Source organism: Macrococcus sp. DPC7161 (assembly GCF_004117835.1).
GTDB lineage: Bacteria > Bacillota > Bacilli > Staphylococcales > Staphylococcaceae > SDSC01.
Genome location: NZ_SDSC01000042.1, coordinates 1 through 426, shown reverse-complemented (window position 1 = coordinate 426; position 426 = coordinate 1). Strand labels below are relative to the sequence as shown.

Here is a 426-nt window from a genome sequence, read left to right as displayed (position 1 = left end):
GACGGAGACGATGTAACATTCCGCCCACTTGCTGGAGGAAAAGATGTTGTTGCGCATGAAATAACACATGGTGTTACACAAGAAACAGCAAACTTAAAATATCAGGGACAGTCTGGCGCATTAAATGAAAGTATATCTGATGTATTCGCTTATTTCATCGATAACGATGATGCTACCATCGGAGAAGACGTATATACACCAAACAAAGCGGGAGATGCTTTAAGAAGTATGTCGAATCCTAACCTTTACAACCAGCCGGCAACTATGTCACAGTATGTCAACACGACATCTGATAATGGCGGTGTCCATACGAATTCAGGTATCCCTAATAAGATTGCATATGATACAATCAGTCAGTTAGGCCAGGATAAAGCAGAGAAAATCTACTACCGTGCTTTATCACAATATTTAACAGTCAACTCTAAC

1 protein-coding gene is annotated in these 426 nt (G+C 40.4%); it reads left to right on the top strand.

Annotated features, from left to right (window positions below):
- Nucleotides 1-426, top strand: a 426-nt coding sequence (locus tag ER639_RS12000; protein ID WP_205757724.1) for a M4 family metallopeptidase, incomplete at both ends; no start/stop codon positions are given.